Genomic DNA, 21,356 nt, shown 5'->3' on the forward strand with positions numbered 1-21,356 from the left:
AACTGTTTTTATGATATGATTTTTGCATAAAACCACGACAGGAGGTGCCATCGGTGGTATCGACAATCGGCCTGGTTATCCTGATACTGGGTCTCCTGGGGGCCGCAGGTATGCTTGTGCTGGCTGCCAGGTCAATGCGGCCGGTCTATCATGTAAAGTGCCAACGATGCGGCCACACCACACAAATACCCCGGGAGGCCGGTGAATACGCCTGCCCTGGCTGCGGCGTCCCCCTGGCCAAAGTAACGAAAGAAAATAAGGCGTCCGAGCAGGATCACCCGTGACGCCTTAGGATTCTGTATCCTCTATGTTTTCCACCAGAAAGTCTTCCAACGAGGGAAGATCGGATAAATTTTTTAAACCAAAATATTTTAAGAAATCCAGGGTGGTGCCGTAGAGAACCGGCCGGCCGGGTCCTTCCCGCCTGCCCTTCTCCTCGATCAAGTTTCTCTCCAGCAATGTGCTGAGGGGTGAATCCACTTTTACTCCCCGGATGAGCTCTAACTCCGTTCTGGTGATGGGCTGCCGGTAAGCGATAATGGCCAGGGTTTCCACCGCCGCCCGGGACAAGCCGGTGCCGCTTCTCCTGTAAAGCCTTTCGATATAAGGGGCATATTCAGGCCGGGTACACATTTGCCAGGTATCCGCCGCTTCAACCAACTTGAGCCCGCCGGGCCTTTCTTCATAATCCCCGGCCAGTTCCCGGAGCAGTTCCAGGGCATCTGCCACATCCACTTCTGCGATACGGGCCAGGGCTTGCACCGAAAGGGGCTCACTGGCCACAAAGAGCAATGCCTCCAAAGCCGCTTTTGTTTGATCCCTAAATAATACAGCCAACCCTAAGCCTCCTCAGTTAAATCCTGAGCTCGACGCAAGATGGTTATTTCACCAAAGGTCTCAGTTTGTATGGCCGTGATTTGACCGGATTTTAACAGTTCCAGTACAGCCAAAAAGGTTACAATGATTTCCGTCCGCTCGCCTCTTTCATTGAAAAGCCTGGAGAAAGGCATTCCTTGCGGGTACAAGAGAAGCATGGCCATTAATTGGCGCATTTTCTCGGGAACCTGAATTTCTTCCCGGGTGATTTCCTCGGGAATGAAAAGACCGGCTCCGGCCCGTTGAAGGGCCTGCCGCAGGGACTGCAGCAGCGTTTCCATAGTAATCCCACCCAGGGGGTCCTGGGGCTTAAACAAATGTTGATATAGTTCAATGGAATTATTCCTGGTATAAACTTTGCCGGCCTGCTTCTCCCGGTCCTTCAGGTAGGAAGCCACTTCCTTAAACTTGCGGTATTCCAAAAGTCTTTGCACCAATTCTTCCCTTGGGTCCGGCCCCTCTTCCGCCGCTTCCTGTTTCCCGGAGGAACGGGGCAGCAGCATTCTGGCTTTTATGGACACCAGGGTAGCTGCCATTACTAAAAATTCACTGGCCACGTCCATATCCAGTCCCTGCATTTGTTCGATATAAGCCAGGTATTGGGATGTGATTTGGGCAATGGGAATATCGTAAATATTGATTTGGTCTTTGTCAATTAAGTGCAGCAGCAGGTCCAGGGGACCCTCGAAGGCGGAGAGCTTGACTTCGTAAGACAACGATGATCACCTGCTAGCCAAAAATCGCTTGCCTGACCTCTTCCATGGTTTTCCTGGCCACGGCCCTGGCCTTTGCTTCGCCGTCCCTTAAAACTTCTTCGATATAGCCCCGTTTGCTCAGGATCTCCTGCCGGCGTTCACGTACGGCTGCAGACTGCAGCTCCAGGGAACCGGCCAGCTGCTTCTTACAGGCTACGCAGCCGATGCGGCCACCCCGGCATTCCACTTCAATGCCTTCCAGCAGATCGGGGTTGTAGATGCGATGAAACTTGTGAACCACACACACCTCCGGATTCCCCGGGTCGGTCTTGCGGATGCGGGCCGGGTCGGTAACCATCAGGTTGACGTTTTTCTTAATTTCTTCGGGGTCGGCCCCGATGGAAATATAGTTGTGATAGCTCTTGCTCATTTTAGCCCCGTCAATGCCGGGTAAGGAAGCCACTTCCTTTTTCACGATGCCCTGCGGTTCCGGAAAGACCGGCTTAAACAAGTGATTAAACCGCCGGGCCACTTCACGGGTTAATTCAACATGGGGCAGTTGGTCTTCTCCCACCGGCACAGCGGTGGCCTTGTAAATCAAGATATCCGCCGCCTGCAGCAAAGGATAACCCAGGAACCCGTAGGTGTTGATGTCTTTTCCCATTTCCCCCAGTTTTTGAATTTGATCCTTGTAGGTGGGAACCCGTTCCAGCCAGGACAGGGGGGTGACCATGGAAAACATCAAATGCAATTCGGCATGTTCCATAATTTTTGATTGACGGAATATAGCGCTTCTATCGGGGTCCAGACCGGTAGCCAACCAGTCCGCTACCATGTCCAACGTGTTTTGCTCAATCTCCTTTGCCTCTTCCCAACCGGTCGTAATGGCATGCCAGTCGGCCACCATGAAAAAACAATTGTACTCATCCTGCAAGCGAGCCCAGTTGCTTAATAAATTCTCGTGGCCCAAATGCAGTCGGCCGGTGGGCCTCATCCCACTTAAAATTGTTCCTTTGACAGCCATATCGATATCTCCTTTAACTTATAGTGGCAGTCTGGCAATAAAACCTGCCAGAACAGCAAACAGCTCGATAATCGGACTTGCAAAGAATGTCAGGATCGGGGTCAAAAAACCAAAAAAAATTAAAAGAAATAAAATCGGAAAACCATATCTTTCCAGCTGATACAGCCATTCCTGGCGTCCCGGTAAAATCCCTGCCAAAATTTTAGAACCGTCCAGTGGCGGCAGCGGCAGCAAATTAAACACCGCTAACCAAACGTTCAATACCATAAAATAATACAATATATATTGCAAATCAGCAGACGCGTGAAAAATCCCCAAAAGCACCGCCCCTACAACCGCCAGCAGGAAATTGGCGCCGGGTCCCGCCAGGGAGACCAGCATCATGCCCCTCTTCCGGTTCTCAAAATGGAAGGGATTCACGGGCACAGGCTTGGCCCAACCGATGGGGCCGAAGAAAATTAACAACGTACCCAAAGGATCAAGATGTTTAATGGGATTCAACGTAAGCCTGCCTTCATATTTGGCTGTATTATCACCTAATTTATAGGCAACCAGCGCGTGGGCATACTCATGTAGGGGCAAAGCAAAAAAGATTAACAACAGTTTTAAAATTAACTCTTCAAAGGATGGTACACTAAACACTTGCCTTCGTCCCCTTTGATTTTTTCGCCTGGTTTGGCCGGTTTCCCTGGGAAGCGTTTCCCTTTGGCTGCTTGGGCTGTATTTTTGGTGCGTTATGATGCTGTAAAAAGGAACGAACATATTCCAGTTCTTCTTCCCGGGTCTGCACCAGACCGTCCAGCCTGGCCCGCCATACCGCATCCAGCGCCTCGCGGTACATGGGACCGGTTGATAACCCATTTCCCGTATATCTTTCCCATTTACGGTGGGTTTATTTTTATGCACTGATTCCATCACCATCCGGAAACGGCGGATGGCGTTTTTGTCTTCCAGCAAGGTCAAGAACAAGGGATACGCTTCCCTGGGCAGGGTCTGCACGATTTTGGTCAACTCCGATAAAGGCACTTCCTCGGTGGCGGACAACCTCTTCAGGGCCACCCGCCCGTAAGCAATGGTATCCAGGACCTTGTCGGTCTGCCGTCGTCCCAAATTATATCGCTGGCAAATTTGATAGGCCTTTTCCTGGGTGGTCAGGTGTAAAATGCCCAGGAAATAGGGCAACCACTTTTCAGCGGGTTCAGCCCATCCCCAGTTGCGCAGAATCATTAGGGCCTGGGGGATTTCACTGATCACATATTGCACTTCCCAGAAGGTGATTTCCGGGAAAAGATAATCCCATACTCCCAACTCTGACATGCGGTCCAGCATATGCTCCGGGTCCGCTTCTTCCAAAATGCTTTTCAGTTCTCCCCACATTCGCTCTGTGGTAAGGCGGGAGATCACCTTTTCCCGGACCGCCTCTTTAATCAGGCGGAGGGTCTGGGGCTCAACGGCCATGTCATACCGTTGTTCAAAACGGATGGCTCTCAGGATGCGGGTGGGGTCCTCAATAAAACTTAGATTGTGCAATACCCGGATGGCCCCGATTTGCAAGTCTTCCCTGCCGTTAAAATAATCCACCAGTTCCCCGAACCGTTCGGGGTTCAGGGCCACTGCCATGGCATTGATGGTAAAGTCCCGGCGATAAAGATCGTGTTTGAGGGAGGACTGCTCCACCTGGGGCAGGGCAGCGGGGTATTCATAATATTCGACCCTGGCGGTCACCACATCCACCCAGTAACCGTCCGGGAAAATAATTTCCGCCGTACCGAATTTCTCATGGGGGCGCACCCGCCCGCCGATCTCTTTCGCCAGCTCGTTGGCCATTTCGATGCCGTTGCCTTCCACCACCAGGTCCACATCCAGGTTCTCGACCTTGAGCAGCACATCCCGCACCAGACCACCCACGGCATAGACTTGATAGTCCATCCTTTCTGCCACTTCGCCGGCCCTAATTAGGATATTCATGATGCGACCGGGCAGCACCCGCTGCATATCCGGCCTGATGTTGGCGGTTTTGGTGGTGGCCTTATCGGTATAGGTGGTGGAATAACGTCCCTTAAATCCTTCGTGCAGGGTCTGCAGCACATCGGTACGGGAAACAATGCCGATCACCATGTCTCCCTCCACCACCGGCAGCCTGCCGATGTCCCTTTCAATCATTAAGTCCTGCACATCGTTAATATTCATATCTTTGTGTACAGTAATCACGCTGGCGGTCATGTACCCCTTCACCGGGGCATGGCCCAGGCCGTGGTGCGTGGCTTTTTCCACATCCCGCCGGGAAATTACGCCCACCAGCTTGCCGTCCTTGATCACCGGCAAACCGGTATGCCCGTACCGCAGCATAATTTTGCCCGCTTCCTCGATGGTTGTCTCGGGAAAGACCATTTTGACGGGACTGGACATAATGTCCTGCACGGTGAGGGGAGGCCGGACCATTTCATTAATCAGCTCCAGCAGGCGGTCCGCCACTTCATCAACAGTTTGGCCCTTGATGGTGGCAGAAGCGGCTGCCGGGTGTCCTCCCCCGCCGAATTGCTCCATAATTTCCTTGCAGTTGACTTCTTTCAGGGCGCAGCGTCCCACCAGGTGGACCCGGTCCTCCATTTCCACCACCGCGAAAACGGCATCCGTCCGCTCAATTTCGGACAGTTTATGGGTCAGCAAAGCCAGCCCGCCCACAAATTCATCCACATTGCCGCGGGCAATTAGGACCTTGGTGCCGTTGATTTGATGGTGTTCAGCGGTGACCAGCAGTTTTTTCAACAGCGCCTTTTGATCCTGGGTCAGCGGGCGGCCCAGGAAGTCCGCCACGACGGCCAGGTTGGCGCCCTGTTCCAGCAAAAAGGCAGCCGCCCGGATATCCCTGGGCGTGGTATTGGTAAAAACCAGGCAGCCGGTATCTTCATAAATGCCCAGCATCATAATGGTTGCTTCCAGCGGCGTAATCTCCAACCCCTTGGCCCGGACCCGCTCAATCAGAAGCGTTGTGGCAGCCCCCACAGGCTCTACAACCTCTACCTTGCCGCAAACATCTCCCTCAGCCCGGGATGATGATCGTAGATGTGCACCTCCACCTGGGGTCGGCCAAACAACTCCTTCAGTTTGGAAACCCGCCCCGGACTTTTGGTGTCCACCATGACGAGGCGTTTCACTTTGTCAATATTAATGTCCTTAATGTTGCGCACATTCTTGAGGGTGTCCTTGTGCAGGGCGAGAAATTCTTCAACGTTACGGGATAATTTCCCGGGGAAAATCAGTTCCGCTCCCGGATAAAGTTTTTGAGCTGCGACCATGGAGCCAGGCCGTCCAGGTCTGTGTTGACGTGAGTGGTGATAATCTCCAACCAGTACACCCCCTGAAGAAAAAAGGTTTTCATTATGTAAATACATTCCATTATAACATACGTAAATAAAATTAGAAAAGCCGGGCTTGCACAAAAAGGTGCAAGCCCTCCGCTTTCTTGTTGCAGTAAAGGAAAAAGCACCCATGCCAGGTGCTATTCCTTACCGAGAAGAAGCCAGTTTTACGACTGTACTGCACAAACGCTCAGGTGTCACGTCATTGCGAATTAAGTCTGCATAGTCCTCCCGCCGGACGATTAAATCGGCCCTGCCGTTGTTCACCAGCACCATGGCAGGACGGGGCAGTCTGTTGTAATTCATGGACATGGAGTAATTATAGGCCCCTGTGCTGGACACGGCCAGAATGTCTCCGGGTTGCAATTGGGGCAGCTCGATATCCCAAATTAACATATCGCCGGACTCGCAGCACTTGCCGGCAATAGATACCTTTTCAGCCGGCTCTTCGTTCATCCGGTTGGCCACGCAGGCTTCGTATTTGGACTGGTAAAGGGCCGGGCGGGGGTTATCTCCCATGCCGCCGTCCACCGAAACATACTTGCGGATACCGGGAATATCCTTAATGGCTCCCACGGTATAGAGGGTGGAGCCGGCGGGACCGGAAATGGACCTGCCCGGCTCTACGATAACCTTCGGCACGGGTAAATCAAATTCTGCGGCTTTGGCCTTGACAGCGCCAATCATGATATCCGCGTATTCCTTAACCGGGCGGGGCTGGTCCCCCTGGCAGTAGTAGATGCCCAATCCCCCGCCAAGGTTTAATTCCTCAGCCGCATAGCCGGTCTCCCGGTAAACAACGTTAACAAAAGTCATCATGACCTCCGCAGCATGGGCATAGGACTGCAGTTCAAAGATTTGGGAACCGATATGACAGTGAAATCCCTTCAGCACAATATTTGGCAGTTCCAGGGCACGTTTTACACCGGACATGGCCATGCCGTTTTCAATGGCAAGACCGAACTTGGAATCAATTTGGCCTGTTTTGATGTATTCGTGGGTATGGGCTTCCACGCCGGGACTCAGGCGAAGCATAATTTTTGCCTGTGCCCCCAACTCTCCGGCTATAGCATTCAGCAGTTCCAATTCGTACAGATTATCCACCATAATACGGCCCACTTTATACTCCAAAGCTAAACGCAGTTCCTCCGGTGACTTGTTGTTACCGTGGAAATAGATGCATTCCATGGGAAAACGGGCTTTGGCTGCCGTGTATAATTCGCCCCCGGATACTACATCCAGGCCCAGTCCCTCCTGTTGGACAATGGTGCAAATGGCCAGGTTGCTTAACGTCTTGCTGGCATAAATCACTTCCACTCCATGTTCTTCGGTAAAAGCCCGGTAGTAGGCCCGGCAGTTTTGCCGGAACATGGTTTCGTCAATCACATAAAGGGGTGTGCCAAATTCCCTGACCAGATCAACCGTATCACAACCACCGATTTCCAGATGATTCTTATCGTTAACGCGCATGGTACCCTGTAGTCTCATTTATTTCTCCTCCCAAACTATAATACGCCAACCAAGGTGAATACTGTCACTAAACTCCATGTACCTTATTATGGAATTGGTTGCATAAAATTGAACGGCCGCAAGGATTTCTTGGGCCGCCATACATCTTTTAAGAAAAATCACTAAGATGAGGCATTTAAATTGTGTAAATTATAGCATGGGCAAAAAACAGGGTCAAGTTACCGGCGGCGATAATGCTGTATACTTGTCCCCCAAGCTAAAAGTTCCCTGCCGCCTCATGTAAGGCAGCAAGGAACTGTTAGCTGGACTTCTCGGTCTCTTCAATGTTTTCCTGGTTTCTTCTATGATTACGCTTTTTAGTAGCCTTGGTACCTGGAGCAATTTCACCCGGTTTACCGTACTTCGCCCAGACCTCTTTTAGTTCTTCGGGAGACAACACATAATCGTGAACCCTGTTATCGGACATGAAGAACACCCCTCCCAAATTATACTGGCTAGGCTACTAATTATATAGGATAAAAATAAATACTTCAACCGGTAATTACTGGCACAGAACCTCTTTAAAAAAATGTACCGGTCACCCAGCTCCGTGATAACAACATAAGTAAAAGTTATTTTAGAGATAGAAGATTAAATTTGTATGGTCGTTTTGTTAAATGTTTTTAATATTTTCTTAAACAAATCACTATAGGTTGAAAAACGCCTTCCTAATTCATGCAGGAAGGCGTCTACTTATGGCTTGAAACCGGATTGAAGCCACAGCTGCCACTGTTTAAATAGAGTATCCACCGTTTTGCCTGGTGCACCCTTTTTTCCAAATCCTGTACCAGTGGCAACAACTGTTGGTTGGTATAAATCCCCTGGGGTTGATGATGGAAAACATCCAGAAGCACCTTTTCGATTTGTTCCGCGCTATAACCCAGGGCCTGCATGGAGAGCATGGCCCTTTCAATTCTCCATAACAATTCTTTTCGGTCCGCCACCATCGCCACGACCTACCCTTCTTTTTGAAGGCAAATTGAACCAAGTTAACGATTATATTATACACGTTTTTCGCTGATAATTAAATATATTTACAGATAGTAGAGACAAAATTTGGTTCTATTATTGAGGATATGGCAAAGGACGGTTTTTAATTTTTCTCTTTCATGGTTAGGGATACCCTGCCTCGTTCAATGTCCACCGCAAGGACCCTTACAAGGACCACATCCCCCACCGAAACGATGTCCAGCGGGTGCCGGAAACGGCGGTCACTGAGTTCCGAACGGTGCACCAGCCCGTCATTTTTCAGGCCAACGTCCACAAAAACTCCAAAGTCTACAACGTTTCGCACAGTTCCCTTCAATTCCATACCGGGCTGCAAATCTTCGATTTTCAGGATATCACTGCGGAACAGGGGTCCCGGTAAATCTTCCCGCGGGTCTCTGCCGGGACGCAGCAGACCGTCCACAATGTCCCGCAGGGTTGGCACGCCGGTCTCCAACCGGGCAGCCATTTCTTCCAGGTTCACCTGTTTTAGTTTGGTTTTCATTTCTTCACTGCCAATGTCGGACTCGGCAGAGCCGATTTCCTTTAACAGCTTTTTCACCACCGGGTAAGACTCCGGGTGAATGCCGGTTTTGTCCAGGGAATTATGGCCGTCCAGGATGCGTAAGAACCCGACACTTTGTTCAAAGGCCTTGGGCCCCAGTCTGGGCACCTTTTTCAGTTGGATCCGCTCGGCAAACTTACCGTTTTCCTCCCGGTATTGCACGATGTTTTTGGCCACCGCGGCATTAATGCCGGACACATAGGATAAAAGGGAGGTGGAGGCGGTATTTAAGTCCACGCCCACCAGGTTCACCGCCGATTCAACCACTCCCTTAAGGCTTTCTTCCAGTCTTTTGGGAGCGACATCGTGCTGGTATTGACCCACCCCGATGGACCGGGGTTCAATTTTAACCAATTCCGCCAGGGGGTCCTGCAGTCTTCTGGCGATGGATGCAGCACTGCGCTGGGCCACATCCAGCCCGGGGAATTCACTGGCGGCCAGTTCCGACGCTGAATAGACACTGGCGCCGGCCTCATTGACAATAATATACCGGACCTCCCGCCAGCCTTGATCCTGGATCAGCGCCGCCACAAACTGCTCGGTTTCCCTGGAAGCCGTCCCGTTGCCAATGGCAATGATTGTAGTCTTGTATTGGTTGACCAGGCGGTTGATTTCCTGTCTGGCCTCTTCCACTTTATTTTGGGGCGGCGTGGGATATACCACGCCGACTTCCAGCAGTTTGCCGGTGGCGTCAACCACTGCCCACTTGCAGCCGGTACGGTAGGCAGGGTCTATGCCCAGGACGTTTTTACCCTTGACCGGCGGTTGTAAAAGCAGCTGCCTCAGGTTTTTGGAGAATACATGGATGGCCTGTTCCTCTGCCACCTCGGTGAGCTGGCTGCGGATGTCACGCTCCACCGCTGGGGCCAGCAATCGCCGGTAACCGTCCTGCACCGCCCCCTGCAAAATGTCCGCTGCGCCGGATTGGGCGGGCATCCATCGGCGGTTCATTCTATCTAAAATGGGTTGCTCGGGGGCTTCTATTTTTACCTTTAGAATTTCTTCCTTCTCACCCCGGTTGATAGCCAGTATCCGGTGGGGTGGCGCCAGCTTTACCGGCTCCCGGTGCTGGTAGTACATGCGGTAAACGCCCCGCTGGTCCGCTTCCTGGTTTTTTACCTCGCAGACCAGTTCACCCCGCTGGAAGGTAAACTCCCGCACCCAGCCCCGGGTTTCCGGGTCGTCAGAAACCATTTCCGCGATGATGTCCATGGCTCCCTGCAGTGCATCCTCGCCGGTGGCAACACCCGCTTCCGGATTGATAAAACGGGCAGCTTCCTGCAGCGGGTTTGCGCCGGCCGGGGCCTCAAACAACCACTGGGCCAGCGGTGCCAATCCCCGCTCCCGGGCCACGCTGGCACGGGTTTTTCTTTTGGGCCGGTAGGGCCGGTACAGGTCTTCCACCGCTGTAACGGTCTCCGCTGCCAGGATCTTCTCCTTCAGTTCCTCTGTTAACTTGCCCTGCTCTTCAATGGAATGAATCACTTCCTCCTTGCGCTTCACCAGATTGCGCAGGGAAGTCAGTCTCTCGGATATCTTTCTGATTTGCACCTCATCCAGCTCGCCGGTCATCTCTTTCCGGTAGCGGGCAATGAAGGGGATGGTGTTTCCGTCGTCCAGCAGTTTGGCGGTCTGTTCCACCTGTCTTTCTTTGACTGCCAGCTCCCCGGCAATTTGCCGGTACAGATTTATTTCATTGTCCATCAGCAAATTCTCCCCTATTAATAGAATAAACACACTTAACACTTTTCGACGCCTGCCCTTTTCTTCCTCCAAATGCACAAAAATACAGTTCCTTCCATATTATGTAGCATCATATAAATTTAGGAGGGATTTATGTATTGCTACACCTATTTAACCAGTCTGGAGTGCGGCCTGCGGGAAGTATATCTTTGGGTAAAACTAAGTAGTGAACACCCGGTTTTTTTTGATAAACGTTGCCAATTGCTTGAATATTAATCTTGCTCCCAATGTTGTAGCCGGCTTACACCAGCAAATTATCCAAATGCCCTATCCGCAACCGGGAATGTACCCGGTACCACCGGAGTCCAAGTAAAAAATGGTCCACCCAAGACGATGAAATGCCCGTTCTGTTCAACGGGCATTTGTATTTATTATGAAATTTAACTGCAGCTGCCGGCCGCTTCCCCGGCGGTCAGGGCGTTGGCCCATTTGCCGCAGCGGTCACCCCAGCGGGCGATGACCCGGCCTGCCTCGGCCATTTCGATCACTTCACACAGGTTGGGGCAGCCGTCGCATTCAAAGCTGCCGGCCTTGTATTCCATATCGGCCACGCCAAAGCCTTTGAACCGGGTGGGCATACCCCTGGACACAGCTTCCCTGGCCAAAATGGCTGCCCCCACGGCTCCCATCACGTTGAAGTATTTGGGGATATGGACCTCCATGCCGATGGCCCTTTCAAAGGCTCTCCGCATGCCGGCATTGGCGGCTACGCCGCCCTGGAACACCACCGGACCGAGAATTTCTTTCCCTTTCCCCACGTTATTCAGGTAGTTTCGTACCAGGGCTTCGCACAACCCGGCCAGAATATCGTCCAGGTTAAAGCCCATTTGCTGTTTATGGATCATATCGGATTCCGCAAAAACCGCACAGCGCCCGGCGATCCGCACCGGTGTTTTGCCCCTTAAAGCAATGTCTCCGAATTCTTCAATGGCAATATTCAGCCGGCTGGCCTGCTGGTCGAGAAAACTTCCCGTTCCCGCCGCACAGACGGTATTCATGGCAAAATCCGTCACCACGCCGTTGCGCAGGACGATAATCTTGCTGTCCTGCCCCCCGATTTCCAGAACCGTCTGCACACCCGGCACCAGGTGGGAGGCCGCCACTGCATGGGCGGTAATTTCATTCTTTACCGCATCCGCCCCCACGACGATGCCTGTCAGCTGCCGGCCGCTGCCGGTGGTCCCCACCCCCCTTACCACCGTATGGCAGGCAGTTTTTCACTGATCTGCTTCAAGCCCCGCTGCACCGCTGCCACCGGTTGACCGTTGGTGCGCAGGTATAAGCTTTCAAAAACGTTATTCTCTTCATCCATAAAGACAATATTGGTACTTACAGAACCCACATCAATGCCAAGGTAACCTTTCACTAGGAAGTTAAAGCCTCCTTTTGTTCTTTCCTTCTGTGCAGCAAATCAATAAAGGCCTCCAGCCTGGTGATCATGCCGGCTTCCCCGGAATGTTCGTCCATAATCAAAGTCATCACCGGCAGCCCGGTATCTTCACTGACCCTGGGTAAAATACTCTGGGCCACGATTTCCGGCATGCAGGTAAAGGGCAGCACCTGAATGGCCCCGTCAAATCCCTGCCGGGCATACCATACGGCAGCACCTACGGTTTCCTCACCATGCCCTCCCACAAAATGACACAAATAGGGCGAGGCCACTTTTTTAAACCTTTCGCTGCTAACCACGTTTTGCACCAGACCCATAAACAGGTGGTCGTTAATCCACTGGCTGAGCATCATGGAGCGGTCCACCTCAACGCCCAGGTATCCCAGGTGACGTTCAATATTTACATTGGAGAAGGGCTCCAGCAGGGTGTAAATTTCGCCGACCAGGGCAACCTTGAGGACCGGCCGGGACATATCTGCCGGAACGGCCTCCATGATTTCCCTGGCCCGGCCCAGGGCAGGGGGAATTTCCTCCGGGTTTTTTGATCGGTCAATTTCTTCCACCGCTTTCTGCAAGGCCCTGTCGGTGGCTCCACGGACCAGTTCCCTGGGTCGTATTTGAAAGGACATCTGTTCCACTTCGTCCACCGCCCTGGCCTTCAAATAACCAAAGCGCAGGGCTTTGATCACCTTGATCCAGGGACGGTTGCCGGTGATTTTCCGGATGCGTCCCAGCAGTTCCCCGATATGTTTTTCCGGGGGCTCCAATACCACCAGATTGTAATGAATGTTTAAATCTTTTAATATTTCATTCTCCACATAGGCATAATATCCAAAGCGGCAGGGGCCGCAGCCCCCGGCCATCATGATGGTGTCGGCCCCCAGTTCCCGGGCCTCGATAAAATTGCCGATATTTAACTTCAGGGGCAGACAGGCAAATTCAGGGGAATGCTTCACCCCCAAATTCAGTGTCCTCTTACTGCAGGGCGGCGGCACCACAACCTCGATATCCAGGTATTCCAGCATCCCCTTCAGGGACACATACATGTAGCCCATGTGTGGGAAGGTTACCTTCATACGGCTGTCCTCCTCCAGCGCACCATGTCCAAAAAGGCTTCCAGACGGGTGACGATCCCCGCTTCCCCGGTATGTTCATCCAGGTTGATGTTCATAAAGGGCACCTTTCCTTCCCGGCGGATAAATCTCTCAATCAACTCTCCGGTCATGGAATCCGGTCCGCAGGCAAAGGCCGCCACATGGATGATGCCGTCCACCTTCCCCTGGTCATGGTAGTTAAAGGCGCCGCCGGTCATGCGCCGGGACAGGGTCCAGAAAAGCTTTTTGGGCAGCCTCTTAACCCCCTGGTTCACCATCTGCTCCGTCAGGTTGTCCGCCGTCAGCACCCTGGCCCCGGATTTTCGCAGCCGGTTAATCAGGTTCATGCTGATAAAGGGATCGTAAATGTTATAGGGGTGACCGATGACCGCCACCGTCAGGTCGGTATTGTCCGCTGTTTGTTTTGGCTCTTTCCCTGCCAGGACAGACATGGCCTCCTCGGGCAGCAGCCCCTGCTCCAGCAGCCCCATGTACTTTTGGTGGGTCTCCCAGGCCCTTTGAAACGCCAGCCAGGACCGAATGGGACCTTTCCCCAGAGCCGCACCGACCTGCCGGGTAAACTGATGGATATCCCTTTGCTTTTTCCTTTGATTGATGGCAGTATCAAGCACCGTCGGTAACCCGATGATATTTTGTCTCACCATATCCGGAAAACCCAGAAATTTTGGACAGATATATTCCCTGTGGGCCACGCTGACCATACGGGGTAAAAAGATGAAATCCACTCTCTTGTCCACCAGATTTTGCACATGCCCGAAGGCTAATTTAACCGGCAGGCAGGCTTCATCCACACAATGCTGCACACCCCGGGTCAAGATGCCCTTGGTGGTGCGGTCGGAAACAACCACCTCGGCTCCCAGCCGTTCCAAAAATTCTTTCCACAGGGGAAAGTAATAATAATAAAGCAACGCCCTCGGTATCCCCACCCGAACAGGCATACGATCCCTCCTTTTTAAAACACATCCATCTGTTAGTATTGGCAAATTTTCAGTTGTATATGCTTTCCCAGGCAAAAGTTGGTATAATAGGGTTAAAACTATTTCTCAAAACTTGTCTTAAAACAAGACTAAGAAGAAATCTAAAGGGAGGGTTTGCTTTGAGTTGCACCACTTGCAGTTCCGGCAGTCTGGCCGGCATTTCCGTAGGGGGCGGCGAAACTGTCACCGAATTAACGAGGGTCAATGGAATCGAGGAGGCCAACAGGCTGCTGGCGGAAGGATACCTGTTTGTCAGCATGTATTTTAACCAGGCCGAACAACAGGAAGTCTATATTTTAGCGCGTTTGGCACCTTCCAAAAAACAAAGGAAGCCCATTGGGTTTCTACCTAGAGAGTAAGGCCAGAGTTTTCTGGCCTTATTGTCTTATTTTCTTGTTTTTTTCTTTCCTTACCTTGGGCTGTTCGATTAAACCCAGTTCAGTACCCACTTCTTCCAAAAAGTCGCCGGCTCCTTTCGCCGCACCTTCTAACAGCCCCTGATCCTTCTCCTTCTTGGCCATCCTTATCCCCCCGTTTAGTTTTTTTGAATTGCTCCTAAGGTGTTCCTGCTACTTCGTTTTCTTTTGTTTGCCGGCCTTTGTTTGTCCGGTTACGGTTAGTTCCTGCGCAGCTTCAACATCATAATTACCGCCGGACGTCATTGTGCTTGTGTTAAAGGCTCTTTGCTTCTCCGCTTTAATTTTCATTTTTTCCTCCGTGAAGATTAAACTTAAAGGGACTAAATATAATCTTCCTGGGATGAGTTCAAATTATGTAGCGTTCTTTCATCGAATTCAGCAGACTCAAAAAAATTATTGGTCTTGTACTAGTTTTAATGGGACAGGGGTCCTGTTTTTTCTATTTAGTTGACAAATGCCCAGCAATTGGCTATGATAACAATTATCATTATCATTGTTGGGAGAGTGGATGGCTGATATGGATAATTTTTCTAATTTTCTCAAGAAAGACATCTCCAGACGCAAGTTCCTTGAAATTGTAGGAAAGGTCGGTATCACCGGTCTTACCATGGGGGTTATCAATTACCAGCCCCGCTTTGCCTGGGGATCATTCAAGGTTGTCCCCATTGCCAGTGACAATCCCTCTATCGTCTGGCATGAGAGCCGGTGCGTTAAATGCGGCAAATGTGTAGGCGCATGTAAAGATGTACAAACCGTATTAGGCTATTATGACAGCAGCGGTGGTAAAATCATTTGTGTCAATTGCGGCCAGTGTGCCCTGACATGCCCCAAGGGAGCCATTACTGAGCGGGATGACATCAGCAAGGTGTGGCAGGCCTTAAATGACAGCGAAATGCATGTGGTAGTACAGACCTCCCCGGCCAGCCGGGTTTCATTGGGGGAAGAGTTCGGCCTGAAGGCAGGGACCATCGTTGAGGGAAAACAAGTGACCGCCCTAAAGAAATTGGGATTCGACGCAGTGTTTGATACCAGTTTTGCAGCCGATTTGACCATAATGGAAGAAGCCACCGAGCTTGTGAAACGTTTGAAGGGTGAAATAAACAAGCCTGTGCCCCAGTTTACTTCCTGCAGCCCGGGCTGGGTTAAATTCTGCGAACATTTTTATCCTGAGCTTTTGCCCAACATGTCCACCTGCAAGTCTCCCCAGCAAATGCTGGGGGCGGTTGTAAAAACCTATTATGCCCAGAAAAAGGGTATCGACCCGTCTAAAATTTTTACCGTTTCCATCATGCCCTGCACCGCCAAGAAATTTGAGTGCCAGCGTCCCGAAATGAATGATTCCGGCATGACGGACATGAATGCTGTTCTTACCACCCGGGAGTTGGCCCGCATGATTAAGCAGAAGAATATTGATTTTACCAAATTAGGGGACACAGCCTATGACTCCGTCCTGGGTGAAAAAACCGGGGCCGGTGTCATCTTTGGTTCCAGCGGCGGCGTCATGGAAGCTGCCGTTCGTACCGCTTATTACTTACTGACCAATCAAACACCGCCGGATCAACTGCTGAACTTTACGGACGTCAGGGGGCTGACCGGCATCAAGGAATCTTCGGTGGATATCCCCGGGTTTGGCAAACTCAACGTAGCGGTCTGCCAGGGCCTGGGCAATGGCAGGAAAGTTCTCGATCTTGTCAAAGGTGGCAATGCCTCCTGGCATTTTATTGAATTCATGGCCTGCCCCGGCGGTTGCGTAGGGGGCGGCGGCCAGCCAAAAACCACCGACAATACCAGAAGTGCCCGCGCCAACAGCCTGTACAAACTCGACTCCAACGCTCCCAAGCGTTTAAGTTACGAAAACCAGGAAGTCCAGAAACTCTACCAGGAATACCTGGGCCAACCCTTAAGCGATAAGGCTCATAAACTCCTGCACACGGAATATGTGGCCCGGGGTGTGTAATTCTGTAAAAATAATAATTCATGGCCGGTTGTTAAATCAACCGGATCATAGAAAAGCGTCTGCCGGGGCAGACGCTTTTCGCTTTAATTCTTTTGTAAAGATAACCCTCACAGTTGCTAAGGAACAATCACCATTCAGAGGGCAGTAAATATTAGATCCCGGAAGTTGAAAGACGAACCCAAAACTATGAACAGTCTTCGCACCATCGAACCTGATGCAGAGGTCATTGTGACTCTTAAGACAATGAAAAGAGCTCAAGAAAGGTCAAAGATATCACCCATAAAGCTAAATGACGTGTTAATTTTTAATGAGAATCAAAGGCCTCTCCGAGCAAACGCAGTAAGGAATTCGTTGAATAGGATTCTTAAAAAGGCAGGGCTGCCTCATATGCGCGTTCACGATTTAAGACATACGGTGGTTAGTATTCTTCTTGAAGAGGGGTTCTCATTAGCCTGCGTTGCAGATCTAATTGGGGATACTATCGAAACTATAACCAAGACTTATGCCTACTTAATCAAAAGAGGAGTAAATGTTACTGACTCAGTCAAAAATTCAATAGATTATTCCTTGAATTCAGGGGTTCCTTTTTTAGTCTTCGGATTATCCCCAAAAACAAATTCAAGTCAGAACCGTCCCGGCTTGATTCATAGTACGGGCAGCAGGCCTGCTCATTGAGTAGTTCCGGCTCGGATGAAGACCAGCATGATCTGCCACAATTGGGGCAAGTGTACTTATACAAAATGACTGCCTGGTTTCTGGCTGAAGTGGACAAACATATTCTCAATTAAAATCCGCATAAAAATCTAAAATCTGTATAAAAATCTCAACTATCTTTGGATCGAACTGTTCGCCGGCTCCCTTTTTTAGCTCGAGGATAGCCTCATTCATATCTTTGGCCTTCTTATAGCTTCTTTTAGTAGTCATTGCGTCAAAACTGTCCGCCACGGCTATGATCCTGGAACCAAGAGGGATATCTTCCCCGGCCAGGCCATGGGGATAGCCCTTTCCGTCATAACGCTCATGATGATATAAAGTTATAACACCGGCCTGTTTCAAGATCTTGCATTCCATCAACAGCCTGGCTCCCCTTTCGGGGTGTTCCTTCATTAATTCCCACTCTTCCCGGGTCAAGGGGTCCTTTTTGTTCAGGACTTCGGGGTCGATATCTATCTTTCCAATATCGTGCAGTAAAGCCGCCAGCTTCAGATCCAGCAAGTCCTGTCCCTTTATGCCCATTTTACCGGCGATCATCTCGCTGTACTCCATCACCTTTTCCGAGTGCCCGTAAGTGTACCGGTCCTTGGCGTTGATAATGGAAATGAGGGTCCTGACCGTAGCAAGAATGCTTGATTCCGAACCCAGCTCCTTTTCCAGCCCTTTAAAGGCCGAGAAATAAAGCTTCACTTTATTTTTCCGGTTGCGCTTGGCATTGTATAAAGCCTCATCCGCCGTCCTGATCAGTTCGGCAGCATCACTCCCGTCTTTGGGGAAGCTGGCGATACCCACGGATATGGTCAAGGCCTTTACCGGCATGTATTCTTTGTTGGGAAAAGCGAGCTCTAAAGTTGCCTTCCTGATCCTTTCACCGATTTCCAGAGCTTTTTCCTCATCGGTATCGGTTAAGATAATACCGAACTCGTCTCCCCCGTAACGCCCGATGATGTCGTTTTGCCTCAGTTTTGCTTCCAGCATCCTGCCGAAAACCTTTAAAAGCTCATCCCCGGCCGGGTGGCCGAAGGTGTCGTTATAATACTTGAAGTTGTCGAAGTCCAGCAACATGAAAGAAAGACTGGAATTGTTATTTCTTGCCTTTTCCAACTCGGCCCCCAGCCTCTGTTTTAAATAGGAATGGTTGTAGAGGCGGGTCAGACTGTCCCGCTGGGCCATTCCTTTCAACTCCTCTTCCATCACCTTGCTTTCAGTCACGTCCCTTGCAACAAACAAGTAGCCCTGTGGCCGGCTCCCGCCGGACTCAAAGGCAGGCAGTCAATACTCAGAACATAATGCCGGCCCTCGCCGTTGGTATAACACCCCTCATTGGAACAGGCACAAATCTGTGAGTGCATGTAACTTTCCAGGGAAAAGGCAAGGGGGATCTGACCCTTTTCTTTTTTTCCCGTAAAAACGGAGTCGAAGTGTTTGCCCAGGACTTCCCTCCTGGGAATATCGAACAGGTTCTCCGCCACCCGGTTGAAATAGGTGATCACCCCCCTGGAGTCTGTGGTTACCACGGCATTCCTGGTGGTCAACAGGATCAGCCTGAACAACGTATTTTCCCGTATAATTTTATTGCCGTAATAAATGCTTAAGATAAAGCCGGAAACAAGTGCCAGCCCCATGAACAAAATTGACGATAAGGCGGCGCTCCGGCATTCGTCCAGGGTACTCTGGATGGCTATACAGGTGTCGTTCTGCCGCATTTCCTGTATTTCTTCTATTTTTTAATTAACGAATCATATACTTCCAGGATCTCCCCCCGGCTGGTCACATTCATCGCCTGGACAGAGAGGTCCTTTTTCACCAGCGGAACCAGTTCGTTTTCACACAGTGCCGTATAGCGGTCGTTCAAGTTCTTTATTTCCATCGCCAGCGGCCTGCGTTGTTCCCTGATAACATTTATCAACTCCTGCTCCTTTTCTGAATTTTTTGCAGCGAGTTCCCTGAAATCTTTTAAAAACCGCTCATCCCCGTATATAATATAATCTCTCATGCTGGAGGACTGGAGCATGATATCCCGTTTCAGATCGGCAATGAAAATCACTTTTTCAAATTGTGGCGGCATCCGCTCCAAACCCCGGTTAATTTTTAATACCTGATATATGACAACACTGGAGAAAAACAGGACAATCACCAGTATGCCGAAGAATTGAAGGATGTATGTGTTCTTTAAAAAAGACATGACAACCTCCGCTGATTAATTTTAGTAAACTGCAGCACTTCTAAAAACACATGCACCACTTTATGGTCGAATTGGATGCCTGCATTCCTTCACAGCTCCGCTACCGCCTTTTCTGCCGGCAGATTCAGCCGGTAGGACCTGTCCGAGGTCATGGCGTCAAAGGCGTCTGCTACGCGGATAATCCGGGCACCCAGGCAGATCTCGCCCCCTTTGAGCCCGTCGGGATAGCCGCCTCCGCCGAAATTTTCGTGATGATGGCGCACCGCTGCAATTACACTCTGTAGGGAATTGGCCCCTGGTGTATATGTCCTTTGCATCCACGGCCGCGGCTATGGCGCGGATGGTGGTCAGGTAGTATCCCCGCAGGTTTTCGTCGAGCCAGGCGTTTTCGACGGCTCTGGCCGCCTGCCTGGCGATGGTGGAGACGATCTCTATTTCCCACTGGGTAAATATATGTGGCTTGCTCAAATAGGCCGCCAGTGTTCCGATTGTCCTGCCGTGCACGGTCAGCGGCACCACCAGGGCCGCCCGCGTGTCTTCATCGAGGTAAATAAAACGGCGAAACTCGTGGTTCTCGCGGATGTCCGGCACGGCCAGCGGTTCCCCGCCCTGCAGCAGGCGCTCAATTACTGTGTCTGCCACCGGTACGGCGGTGGCCATGGTACAAATATCTTCCGGCAGGCCCTGGGCGGCCCTGATCACCAGTTCCTGCCTTTCTTCGTCCAGGAGCCTCAGGATGCAGTATCTGGTCCGAAGTATCTCCGCTACGGCATTTACCGTCTGCCGGCTTATCGTTTCAATGTCGAGGGATGAGGCAATCCGCCTGTTCATGGCGATTATTTGTTGAAGTTGGTAGCGATCGTAAAATAGTTGTGAGATTATATTTGATACGGATGAAAATAACCTTATTGTTTCGTTCAGTTGCTCCCGGGACCAGACGGGTACTTCTGCGGCGGCAGTCCACAGTTCGTCTGGGTCCAGCCCCAGTTCCCCGGCCAGGCGGCGGACATCTTCTTTTTGCGGCGGCGCGATGGCGATGTTCCCGCCCAGGAGCGCTCCCACCGGCAGTCCGTGCACGGTAATGGGTACGGCGATATGCACCAGTCCGGTATGGCATGAGCAGTGCTTATGCTGTGATGTCCCCAGAACCGACAGCGTGTTCCGGACCCGGGTAATGGTGCACCGCCTTTGTCCCTCGGTATTGAGGTTGATTAGGTTGCAAAAGCGGCTGGGGTTACTGATCCCGGTCACGGGATCCCCCGTCGCGTCGGTGATCAAGTACGCCAGCCCGAGGCTTTTCGCCAGGTGGTCGATGACCTGCTGCAGCACCGTCAGGTCCAGGAAATCGGCGAGCCTTATTTTTTGCCATTCCACGTGATTATTTTCCAGTCTGTCCGGCTTCCTTTCCGGTCCGGCGGTGGCTCCGGCAGGTTCCTGGTGCCCACCTTTAAGTGACGCAAAAGCTTCCGCCGGTGAGGTCCGGAGTCTTTGGCCCGGTTCTGCGGGGGCCATCGCCGCAGGCCTCTTTCCCTGGTTACTGGACGGATTGCTGGCCTGTCCGGTGGCGGCCCTTTGCAGACCGGCGCTACTGGTGGTTAACAAATTGTGAACTGCGGCGGCATTAAAAAGCTCCTCCACGGGTTTTTGGAGTATGCTGGCTATCTTAATCGCATGTTCTACCGAAACGCCGCGTTGACCATTTTCGATCATGCTATACTGGCTTTTCGACTTGTAGCCGAGCATTTTCGCCATTTGCTTCTGGGTGTAGCCCATTGATCTTCTCGCGGCCTGGAGCTTTTCCCGCATATTGTCACCATCCATTATCCCCGGATCTAAGC

At 51.3% G+C, this 21,356-nt stretch carries 21 protein-coding genes and 3 pseudogenes; 5 read left to right on the top strand and 19 right to left on the bottom strand.

Annotation, left to right across the window (positions count from 1 at the left end):
- The first annotated feature begins 53 nt into the window (after positions 1 to 53).
- Positions 54 to 284: a hypothetical protein gene (locus tag P378_RS14405; protein ID WP_099083731.1), complete on the top strand. Its 231-nt coding sequence runs from the start codon at positions 54 to 56 to the stop codon at positions 282 to 284.
- A gap of 4 nt (positions 285 to 288) precedes the next feature.
- Here P378_RS14405 and scpB read toward each other — a convergent pair whose 3' ends face one another.
- The 9 genes and pseudogenes from scpB to P378_RS14450 form a co-directional block, all read right to left on the bottom strand.
- Positions 289 to 837 carry an SMC-Scp complex subunit ScpB gene (scpB, locus tag P378_RS14410; protein ID WP_099083732.1) on the bottom strand — a complete coding sequence of 183 codons (549 nt, stop codon included), beginning with the start codon at positions 835 to 837 and terminating at the stop codon, positions 289 to 291.
- 2 nt (positions 838 to 839) lie between these two features.
- Positions 840 to 1,592 (bottom strand): segregation and condensation protein A, encoded by a 753-nt coding sequence (locus tag P378_RS14415; protein ID WP_099083733.1) that lies wholly within the window; start codon positions 1,590 to 1,592, stop codon positions 840 to 842.
- A gap of 13 nt (positions 1,593 to 1,605) precedes the next feature.
- Complete coding sequence (trpS, locus tag P378_RS14420; RefSeq protein ID WP_099083734.1) at positions 1,606 to 2,595, bottom strand: tryptophan--tRNA ligase; 990 nt, start codon at positions 2,593 to 2,595, stop codon at positions 1,606 to 1,608.
- An 18-nt stretch (positions 2,596 to 2,613) separates the two neighbouring features.
- On the bottom strand, positions 2,614 to 2,979 hold the full coding sequence (locus tag P378_RS22095; RefSeq protein ID WP_338013936.1) for a site-2 protease family protein: 366 nt from the start codon (positions 2,977 to 2,979) through the stop codon (positions 2,614 to 2,616).
- Positions 2,980 to 3,229: 250 nt separating this feature from the next.
- Positions 3,230 to 5,944 (bottom strand): annotated as a pseudogene (locus tag P378_RS14430) (CBS domain-containing protein).
- A gap of 160 nt (positions 5,945 to 6,104) precedes the next feature.
- Complete coding sequence (gene lysA, locus P378_RS14435; RefSeq protein ID WP_099083736.1) at positions 6,105 to 7,445, bottom strand: diaminopimelate decarboxylase; 1,341 nt, start codon at positions 7,443 to 7,445, stop codon at positions 6,105 to 6,107.
- Positions 7,446 to 7,725: 280 nt separating this feature from the next.
- Positions 7,726 to 7,893 carry a spore protein P gene (locus P378_RS14440; protein WP_099083737.1) on the bottom strand — a complete coding sequence of 56 codons (168 nt, stop codon included), beginning with the start codon at positions 7,891 to 7,893 and terminating at the stop codon, positions 7,726 to 7,728.
- Between the two features lie 262 nt (positions 7,894 to 8,155).
- Positions 8,156 to 8,413 (bottom strand): hypothetical protein, encoded by a 258-nt coding sequence (locus P378_RS14445; RefSeq protein ID WP_238473278.1) that lies wholly within the window; start codon positions 8,411 to 8,413, stop codon positions 8,156 to 8,158.
- A 146-nt stretch (positions 8,414 to 8,559) separates the two neighbouring features.
- A complete protein-coding gene (locus P378_RS14450; protein ID WP_180261118.1) occupies positions 8,560 to 10,722 on the bottom strand; it encodes a Tex family protein in 2,163 nt (720 codons plus the stop codon).
- Between the two features lie 132 nt (positions 10,723 to 10,854).
- Here P378_RS14450 and P378_RS23145 point away from each other — a divergent pair, with 132 nt between their 5' ends.
- Entirely contained in the window at positions 10,855 to 10,977 is a 123-nt protein-coding gene (locus tag P378_RS23145) for a hypothetical protein (protein ID WP_274378735.1), read from the top strand.
- A gap of 164 nt (positions 10,978 to 11,141) precedes the next feature.
- Here the strand turns inward: P378_RS23145 and P378_RS14455 are convergent.
- The 3 genes and pseudogenes from P378_RS14455 to P378_RS14465 form a co-directional block, all read right to left on the bottom strand.
- Positions 11,142 to 12,127 (bottom strand): annotated as a pseudogene (locus tag P378_RS14455) (acyl-CoA dehydratase activase).
- Positions 12,127 to 13,227 carry a CoA protein activase gene (locus tag P378_RS14460; protein WP_099083739.1) on the bottom strand — a complete coding sequence of 367 codons (1,101 nt, stop codon included), beginning with the start codon at positions 13,225 to 13,227 and terminating at the stop codon, positions 12,127 to 12,129. The pseudogene P378_RS14455 and the gene P378_RS14460 overlap by 1 nt, the downstream one beginning before the upstream one ends.
- Complete coding sequence (locus P378_RS14465) at positions 13,224 to 14,204, bottom strand: acyl-CoA dehydratase activase-related protein (protein WP_099083740.1); 981 nt, start codon at positions 14,202 to 14,204, stop codon at positions 13,224 to 13,226. The genes P378_RS14460 and P378_RS14465 overlap by 4 nt, the downstream gene beginning before the upstream one ends.
- Before the next feature lie 158 nt (positions 14,205 to 14,362).
- Here P378_RS14465 and P378_RS14470 point away from each other — a divergent pair, with 158 nt between their 5' ends.
- The gene (locus tag P378_RS14470; RefSeq protein WP_099083741.1) at positions 14,363 to 14,602 is read left to right on the top strand and encodes a hypothetical protein; all 240 of its coding nucleotides are present in this window, start codon (positions 14,363 to 14,365) and stop codon (positions 14,600 to 14,602) included.
- Between the two features lie 18 nt (positions 14,603 to 14,620).
- On the opposite strand, the gene P378_RS19790 is transcribed toward P378_RS14470, so the two are convergent.
- Both P378_RS19790 and P378_RS19795 read right to left on the bottom strand, forming a co-directional pair.
- Entirely contained in the window at positions 14,621 to 14,764 is a 144-nt protein-coding gene (locus P378_RS19790; RefSeq protein ID WP_180261119.1) for a hypothetical protein, read from the bottom strand.
- Positions 14,765 to 14,812: 48 nt separating this feature from the next.
- Positions 14,813 to 14,950 carry a hypothetical protein gene (locus P378_RS19795; RefSeq protein ID WP_180261120.1) on the bottom strand — a complete coding sequence of 46 codons (138 nt, stop codon included), beginning with the start codon at positions 14,948 to 14,950 and terminating at the stop codon, positions 14,813 to 14,815.
- A gap of 229 nt (positions 14,951 to 15,179) precedes the next feature.
- Here P378_RS19795 and P378_RS14475 point away from each other — a divergent pair, with 229 nt between their 5' ends.
- Positions 15,180 to 16,619 (top strand): [FeFe] hydrogenase, group A, encoded by a 1,440-nt coding sequence (locus tag P378_RS14475; RefSeq protein ID WP_099083790.1) that lies wholly within the window; start codon positions 15,180 to 15,182, stop codon positions 16,617 to 16,619.
- A gap of 243 nt (positions 16,620 to 16,862) precedes the next feature.
- The gene (locus tag P378_RS24285) at positions 16,863 to 17,294 is read left to right on the top strand and encodes a tyrosine-type recombinase/integrase (protein WP_420796010.1); all 432 of its coding nucleotides are present in this window, start codon (positions 16,863 to 16,865) and stop codon (positions 17,292 to 17,294) included.
- Positions 17,295 to 17,399: 105 nt separating this feature from the next.
- Here P378_RS24285 and P378_RS14485 read toward each other — a convergent pair whose 3' ends face one another.
- The 5 genes and pseudogenes from P378_RS14485 to P378_RS14505 form a co-directional block, all read right to left on the bottom strand.
- The gene (locus tag P378_RS14485; protein ID WP_180261122.1) at positions 17,400 to 18,563 is read right to left on the bottom strand and encodes an HD-GYP domain-containing protein; all 1,164 of its coding nucleotides are present in this window, start codon (positions 18,561 to 18,563) and stop codon (positions 17,400 to 17,402) included.
- Entirely contained in the window at positions 18,542 to 19,039 is a 498-nt protein-coding gene (locus tag P378_RS14490) for a PAS domain-containing protein (protein WP_099083744.1), read from the bottom strand. Before P378_RS14490 ends, P378_RS14485 begins: the two co-directional genes overlap by 22 nt.
- 14 nt (positions 19,040 to 19,053) lie before the next feature.
- Positions 19,054 to 19,518, bottom strand: a complete 465-nt coding sequence (locus tag P378_RS14495; RefSeq protein WP_099083745.1) for a CHASE3 domain-containing protein — start codon at positions 19,516 to 19,518, stop codon at positions 19,054 to 19,056.
- 89 nt (positions 19,519 to 19,607) lie between these two features.
- Entirely contained in the window at positions 19,608 to 19,835 is a 228-nt protein-coding gene (locus P378_RS24290; RefSeq protein ID WP_099083746.1) for an HD-GYP domain-containing protein, read from the bottom strand.
- Between the two features lie 79 nt (positions 19,836 to 19,914).
- Positions 19,915 to 21,339, bottom strand: a pseudogene (locus P378_RS14505) (PocR ligand-binding domain-containing protein); the annotation flags it as partial.
- Positions 21,340 to 21,356 lie beyond the last annotated feature (17 nt).

Source organism: Desulforamulus profundi (assembly GCF_002607855.1).